At 26.9% G+C, this 6936-nt stretch carries 7 protein-coding genes; all 7 read right to left on the minus strand.

Translation table 11 applies throughout. The annotated features are described in order from the left end of the window. Window positions 1-19: 19 nt before the first annotated feature. The 7 genes from H0H47_RS03095 to H0H47_RS03125 all read right to left on the minus strand — a co-directional run bounded on the left by H0H47_RS03095 (window position 20) and on the right by H0H47_RS03125 (window position 6783). Window positions 20-538 carry a DUF192 domain-containing protein gene (locus tag H0H47_RS03095; RefSeq protein WP_185866010.1) on the minus strand — a complete coding sequence of 173 codons (519 nt, stop codon included), beginning with the start codon at window positions 536-538 and terminating at the stop codon, window positions 20-22. Beyond that, entirely contained in the window at window positions 525-1415 is an 891-nt protein-coding gene (lgt, locus tag H0H47_RS03100) for a prolipoprotein diacylglyceryl transferase (protein ID WP_394366925.1), read from the minus strand. The genes H0H47_RS03095 and lgt overlap by 14 nt, the downstream gene beginning before the upstream one ends. A gap of 6 nt (window positions 1416-1421) precedes the next feature. Further along, window positions 1422-1643, minus strand: a complete 222-nt coding sequence (gene yidD / locus H0H47_RS03105; protein WP_185866012.1) for a membrane protein insertion efficiency factor YidD — start codon at window positions 1641-1643, stop codon at window positions 1422-1424. Beyond that, window positions 1640-3919, minus strand: coding sequence for an aconitate hydratase (locus H0H47_RS03110; protein ID WP_185866013.1), 2280 nt, complete (start codon window positions 3917-3919; stop codon window positions 1640-1642). Before H0H47_RS03110 ends, yidD begins: the two co-directional genes overlap by 4 nt. Before the next feature lie 72 nt (window positions 3920-3991). Next, window positions 3992-4762, minus strand: coding sequence for an alpha/beta fold hydrolase (locus tag H0H47_RS03115; RefSeq protein ID WP_185866014.1), 771 nt, complete (start codon window positions 4760-4762; stop codon window positions 3992-3994). Window positions 4763-4767: 5 nt separating this feature from the next. Further along, window positions 4768-5514, minus strand: coding sequence for a pyridoxine 5'-phosphate synthase (locus H0H47_RS03120; RefSeq protein WP_185866015.1), 747 nt, complete (start codon window positions 5512-5514; stop codon window positions 4768-4770). Continuing rightward, window positions 5515-6783, minus strand: coding sequence for a mechanosensitive ion channel family protein (locus H0H47_RS03125; RefSeq protein ID WP_185866016.1), 1269 nt, complete (start codon window positions 6781-6783; stop codon window positions 5515-5517). It lies immediately after the preceding gene. Window positions 6784-6936 lie beyond the last annotated feature (153 nt).

Genomic DNA, 6936 nt, shown 5'->3' on the forward strand with positions numbered 1-6936 from the left:
ATAATCAATTTTCATTTTTTTAATTTAAAAACCAAGTTATTTTTGTGATTCCTTCTTTTATTCCCCATTTTTCTGACATTCCAGCATTAATTTCTAAAACATATTTTATTTTCGAAGAAAAATCAACTATTTCAAAATCTCTCATAGGACTAACATCCTTATTCACAAAAATTACAGTATCAAATTGATTTATATAAATAATATCTAAAGGAATTCTCATATTCTTCATATCAATCTTTTTATATTCTTCTTGGTTATTTAGCAAAAACAACATTCCTCTATTTTCTTCCAAAAAAGATCTGTATTTTAATCCATTCATTTTTTCTGTATCTCTATATGCTAATTCTATATCTATTTTTTTGATGATAGAATTTTTATTTCTCATATATAATTCTCCATGTCTAATGAATTTTATTTCCAATAGATCTCCCACTCCCATATTTAAATCTAAAAAAAAATCATGATCACTTCTTTCAGAAGAAAGAATAAAAAGTAATAAAAACACTATCAGTGGAAAAAAAACATTAATTTTTTTCATGATAACAAAAAATATTTTTGATTCTTAATTTAAGAAGAAATAATCCAAAAATAATACAAGGAATACTTAGACATTGTCCTGTGTTTAAATATAAAAAATTAAAAACTTCCTTTCCTTGTGGTTCTTTTAAAAATTCTAATATAAAACGTGCAGACCAAAGAAAAGTAAAAAATATACCAGATAAAAATCCATCTTCAATTTTTCTTCTTTTATTATTATATAAATGCCACAACAATAAAAAAATGAATAGATAACTAATCGATTCATATATTTGCGCAGGATGTCTAGGGACTATTTCTCCATATTCTGTATCCATTTGTACAAATTTCACTGCCCATGGCAATTTAGCATTACATGGTTTTCCTACTATTTCAGAATTAAAAAAATTTCCTATCCTAATAAAAACAGCTGATATAGAGACAGATATACATAGTCTATCACATATCCAAACAAAAGATTTTTTAAGTATTTTTTTACTATAAAAAAAGCTGGATAAAATAATTCCTATAGTAGCCCCATGGCTAGACAATCCTCTGTAACCAATAAATTCATAACCCTTTATCAAACCTAATAAAGAGTGACGATTGTTTTCTCTAATAGGAAGTAATGCTTCTATCCAATGATCCGAAAAATATGAAAAATCATAAAAAAAAACTTGTCCTAATCTCGCTCCAATAATAGTTCCAAGGAAAGTGTATATTAACAAAGGATCCAAATATTTTTGATGTATATTTTCACTTTTATAAATGAATTTCATTATACACCATCCTAACAAAAAAGAAATGATAAACATTAGACTATAAATGTGGATAGAAAAGCCTTTCCATAAATAAAATTTATAAATTGGATCCCAATTAATATATTCTAACATTTTCATACAAAATTAAATCTTAGGAGGATCAAAACCTGAATCCCCCCATGGATTGCATTTAATAATTCTTTTAAGGCCCATGAAAATAGATCTAAAAATGTTAAATTTTTTCATAGACTGAATCATATAATCTGAACATGTAGGAACATATCTGCAGTTATTTCCTATCCATGGAGATATACCTACTTGGTAAATTTGAATACTTTTTAGAAAAAATTTTTTGATAATCTTCATGCAATAAAAATTTGATTTTTTTTAATGAAATTCAAAGAAGAACCAGCTTTAAACCATTGAATCTGCCTTTCATTATAAGAATGTTTAACTCGAATTTTTTCTTTATCTCCATTATAATGAATCAATTCCACATTTATATTTTCTTTTGGGGTAATATCTCTTATATAAAAATTAAAAATATCTTCCTCTTGAATTTTTTGATAATCAGAAGGATTTAGAAAGGTTAAAGCTAAAACTCCTTGTTTTTTTAAATTATTCTCATGTATCCTGGAAAAGGATTTAACAAGAACAACACGAACTCCTAAAAAACGAGGTTCCATTGCTGCATGTTCTCTTGAAGAACCTTCTCCATAATTCTCCTCTCCTACAATCAAGGAGTGAATATTTTTTGATTTGTAAAATTTAGCTATATCAGGAACCGTTCCATAATTTCCTGTTATAATATTTTTTATTTTGTTTCTTTTATGATTAAAAGCATTAACAGCCCCTATTAATAAATTTTCAGAAATTTTTTCCAAATGACCTCTATACCTTAGCCAAGGTCCAGCCATTGAAATATGATCAGTCGTACATTTTCCTTTAATTTTCATTAAAAGTCTTACATTAAGCAAATGATCTCCATTCCATGCTGGAAATGGAGATAAAATTTGTAATCTCTTCGAATTTTTTTTTATTATTACAGATAACTTATCTTTATCTCCTGAAGGAAATTCATATCCTAATTCCTCTATTTTAAAATTTCTTTTAGGAAGTTCCATCGCCTTAGGTTTTTCAAACTTAACATATTCACCCTTATCATTTTTTAATGTATCCTTTCTAGGATCAAAAGTTAAATCTCCAGAGAAAACCAAAGCAGTAACAATCTCCGGAGAAGCAATAAAAGCATATGTATTTGGATTTCCATCATTACGAGATGAAAAATTTCTATTAAAAGAGTGAATAATCGTATTTTTCACATTATTTTTATCACTATTTCTAAACCATTGTCCAATGCAAGGGCCACAAGCATTAGAAAATATTTTTGCTCCAATAGATTGAAAATCATAAATAAAACCTTTTTCTTTCATCAAATAGTAAACTTTATTTGATCCTGGTGTTACTAAATATTCAGAAGATATTTTTAATTTTTTATTTTTTGCTTGTTGAACAATAGATATTGCTTTTGATAAATCTTCAAAAGAAGAATTTGCACATGAACCAATTAATCCAACTTCTATCTTAGTTGGCCAATTGTTTTTCACCGCTTCTTCTTTCATTTTAGAAATAGGAGTCGCTTTGTCAGGAGTAAAAGGACCATTAATATATGGTTCTAAAACATCTAGATCTATTTCTATTACTTGATCATAATAATTATGTGGATTACGATAAACTTCTATGTCTGCTTTCAGAAAATCTTTCATTTTTTCAGTCATAGTAGAAACTTTTTCTCTTTCATTTTTATCCAAATAATTTTTCATTCTAATATCATATGGGAATAAAGAAGCAGTCGCTCCTATTTCTGCTCCCATATTACATATTGTCGCTTTCCCTACACAAGAAATATGGCTAATTCCTTCTCCAAAATATTCAATAATATGATTTGTAGCACCTGAAACTCCAATCATTCCAGATAATTTTAGTATTATATCTTTGGGGGAAGTCCACCCATTCATCTTTCCTTTTAAATGAACTCCAATTATTTTAGGAAACTTAACCTCTAAAAAATAACCAGACATAACCTCTGCAGCATCAGCTCCTCCTACTCCTATTGCTAACATCCCTAATCCTCCAGCATTAGGAGTGTGAGAATCAGTTCCTATAATCATACCTCCAGGAAAAGCATAATTTTCTAAAATAATTTGATGAATGATTCCTGACCCCGGCCCCCAAAAATCTATTCCATATTTATGTGATGCCGATTTTAAAAAATTATAAATTTCTTCATTTTCTTTTATAGCATTTAATAAATCTATCTTTGATCCACTTTTTGCATATATCAGATGATCACAATGAATAGTAGTAGGCAAAAATGTTTTACATTTTTGTGTTTGCATAAATTGAAGTAACGTCATTTGAGCAGTTGCATCTTGCATGGCAAGACGATCTGGTAAAAAATTCATGTAACGTTGATTTCTAAAATTTTTTGATTTAGAATCTATTTCTTTTACATTTAATAAATGAGAATAGAAAATTTTCTCTGAATAAGTCAAAGGATGATCTATTATATTCCGAATTTTTTCAATTCGAAATTGAAAATTCGAATAAAAATTTCGAATCCTATCAAGATCAAAAACCATAAAATTATTTTTATTTAATTGTAAATTTAAGAAATTGTGTAACTTTTGCAAGTTAAGACAATAATATAGGAATTATGTTTTTTTTAAAAAAAAATTTATTTTTCTATGAAAATCTAGTGGGTTGTCTACATGAATCCAATGTTTAGATTTTTTTACGGTTATAATTTCTGCTTTTGGAAATAAATTGAGAATAGAATCATAATCTTTTGGTAAAAGGTAATCTGAGTTTTCTCCCCGCAAAAAAAGTGAAGGGCCATTGTATAAACCTTTTCCAATTTTCTGACGAATTAAACAATCATAATTTTTTTCAATGCCAAATAAAAAAAAATGAAAACCAAGTTTACCGTCTTTTTGTCTATGAGTACATTTTGAAAAAAACAATCGCATTTCTACATCAGGAATCCATGGTTTTAGAAAAGCATCAAGATCTTTTCTTGTTTTTATGGTATCAAAATTAACTTTTTTTAAAACATGAATTAAATTTTCTTGATCTGCATTCCTATAAGCATTAGGACTGATATCTACAATAATAATTTTTTTTGGAATAAGAGGATACTTTATCGAAAATTTCATCACAGCCCTTCCTCCCATAGAATGTCCTAACAATATAGGATTATCTAAATCGTAATAGGATATATAATTCAATATATCTTTTGATATTACATCATAATCCATTTTTTCTGAAAAAAAACTCTTTCCATGATTTCGAATATCTATTAAATGAATTTGATAATTTTTGTCAAATTTTTTAGCAAAAGAATTCCAATTTTCTCCATTTCCAAATAATCCGTGAAAAACCAGGATAGGAGAACCAGATCCTAAAATTTTAGAATGTAATATCATATTTATCATATCATTTTACTCTGTCCCTTTAATGTTTCTTTATGAATTCTTTTCAAATAACTTTGAATTGTGTTTTCTAATCCCATGTATAAAGACTCGCTAATTAAAGCATGTCCTATAGATACTTCTGCTAGATTCGGTATTTTTCTAATTAAAAAAGAAATATTATCTAAATTTAGATCATGTCCAGCGTTGACAAGCATATGATTTTTAATAGCTTCTTTCGCTGTTTCAATATAGGGATTAATACTATCCCATTCTTTTTTAGAATATCCGACAGAAAAATTTCCAGTATACAATTCTATTCTATCCGATCCCGTTTTAGCCGCAGATACAACCAATTTAGGATCTGGATCTAGGAATATAGAAGTTCTAATTCCATGATTCTTTAATATTTTTATCTTTTGAGTTAAAAAATGACAATGAAAAATCGTATTCCATCCTGAATTTGAAGTAATAGCATTCTTATGATCAGGAACTAAGGTCACTTGATCTGGTTTTACATTCAATACGAGTTTCATGAATTTTTCAGTAGGGTTTCCTTCAATGTTTAATTCCGTCTTTATCACAGAATTAATATCGTAAACATCCTGATATGTAATATGTCTTTCATCAGGACGTGGATGAATAGTAATTCCTTGACATCCAAATTTTTGAACATCTATTGCTATCTGTAAAAGATTGGGGATATTTCCTCCTCTTGCATTTCTTAATGTCCCTATTTTATTTAAATTAACACTTAACTTTACCATTTAAAAAAATTCTTTCTTAGTGACTTGTGTCACTTCTAAATTAAACTCTCTAGCAGCTGTCAGTAAATGATCAAAAACACTAGCTTGTATTTGTTCATATTTAATGGATTCAGAAGTGTTTGTAAAACAGTATAATTCAACAGGAAGTCCATAAGGAGTAGGCTCTAAGTGTCTGACCATAAGTGTTTCTAATTGTGATATTCGTGGATGTTGATGCAAATATTCCAATGCATATTGACGAAATAGACCAATGTTCGTTAATCTTCTTCCATTAAGATCTATGCGAATATCAACATTTTTTTCTTTATTGAAAATATTTATTTCTTTTTGTTTTTTTTGAATATAATTTTTAATTAAGTAAACATGTTGAAATTTTTTTAATTTATCTGAGTTACAAAAATGAAAAGATTGTATATTAAATAATATGGATCTTTTGATTCTACGTATGTTCTTTTGACGCATGACTTCAAAATTAGTTACAGCTGTAGAAATTAAATCATAAGTTGGCACACTGGTTATAGTTTTATCAAAATTCTCTATTTTTGCAGAAGTTAAATTGATTTCTATAACCGTTCCTTCTATACTGTATTTTGGAATTCCTATCCAGTCTCCTACTTTTATCATTTTAGTAGAAGCCATTTGTACCCCAGAAACAAATCCCAGAATAGTGTCCCTAAAAACTAATATAACAATAGCTGTTATAGCTCCTAAACTAGTAAGTACAGTAATTAAATCATTTTTTGTAAGGATAGCAATGATAACTAAAACGCAAAATATAATGGATATAATTTTTAGTAATTGTGAAAAAGAACGGACAGCTATGGTTTGATGATTGTTTTCACTTGTAGCTATTCTCATTATGGAATTTACAACTCTAATTAAAAATTGTAAAACGATTAAAACAAATAAAATATCGAATGTTTTTTCTAAATAAATGACAATTGTATGATAATTTCTAAAAAAAGGTTCAATTAATAGAAAACCAATAGATAAAGGGAAAAAATGGGATAAACTATCAAAAACTTTATTTTCATATAAAATGTTATCCCAAACAAAATGAGTAGAGCTCACAATTCTTCTTCCTATAAAACGGACCCCTCTATTGAAAATAAATTTTAAAATTATTAATAATACAGTAAAAAATAAGATTTTACCAATTACAATAAGAGTTATAGTTCCCCATTTTTTCAAGTCAAAATTATGAGAAAACTCATAAAATCCTTGAATTTGAAAAATTTTTGCTAATATTTTTTCAGTTTTATAACACATAAACTAAATTCTTATTCTATGATTGTGTAAGTTTTTTTTCAAAAATTTTATTTTTATTTCTTATGTTTTGTTAGATTGAATAATATAATAGATATTGAATTTATTTATTGTGAAAGATAAAAATTTTGATTCAATTTTTAAATTTTAAATTTT

Source organism: Blattabacterium cuenoti, assembly GCF_014252075.1.
Classification (GTDB): domain Bacteria; phylum Bacteroidota; class Bacteroidia; order Flavobacteriales; family Blattabacteriaceae; genus Blattabacterium; species Blattabacterium cuenoti_AC.

What these genes read in the sequence shown, in the direction of transcription:
- H0H47_RS03110 (WP_185866013.1), bottom strand. Translation starts at nt 3,919, where the DNA reads ATGGTTTTTGATCTTGATAGGATTCGAAATTTTTATTCGAATTTTCAA.
- H0H47_RS03125 (WP_185866016.1), bottom strand. Translation starts at nt 6,783, where the DNA reads ATGTGTTATAAAACTGAAAAAATATTAGCAAAAATTTTTCAAATTCAA.
- H0H47_RS03120 (WP_185866015.1), bottom strand. Translation starts at nt 5,514, where the DNA reads ATGGTAAAGTTAAGTGTTAATTTAAATAAAATAGGGACATTAAGAAAT.
- lgt (WP_394366925.1), bottom strand. Translation starts at nt 1,415, where the DNA reads ATGAAAATGTTAGAATATATTAATTGGGATCCAATTTATAAATTTTAT.
- H0H47_RS03115 (WP_185866014.1), bottom strand. Translation starts at nt 4,762, where the DNA reads ATGATATTACATTCTAAAATTTTAGGATCTGGTTCTCCTATCCTGGTT.
- H0H47_RS03095 (WP_185866010.1), bottom strand. Translation starts at nt 538, where the DNA reads ATGAAAAAAATTAATGTTTTTTTTCCACTGATAGTGTTTTTATTACTT.
- yidD (WP_185866012.1), bottom strand. Translation starts at nt 1,643, where the DNA reads ATGAAGATTATCAAAAAATTTTTTCTAAAAAGTATTCAAATTTACCAA.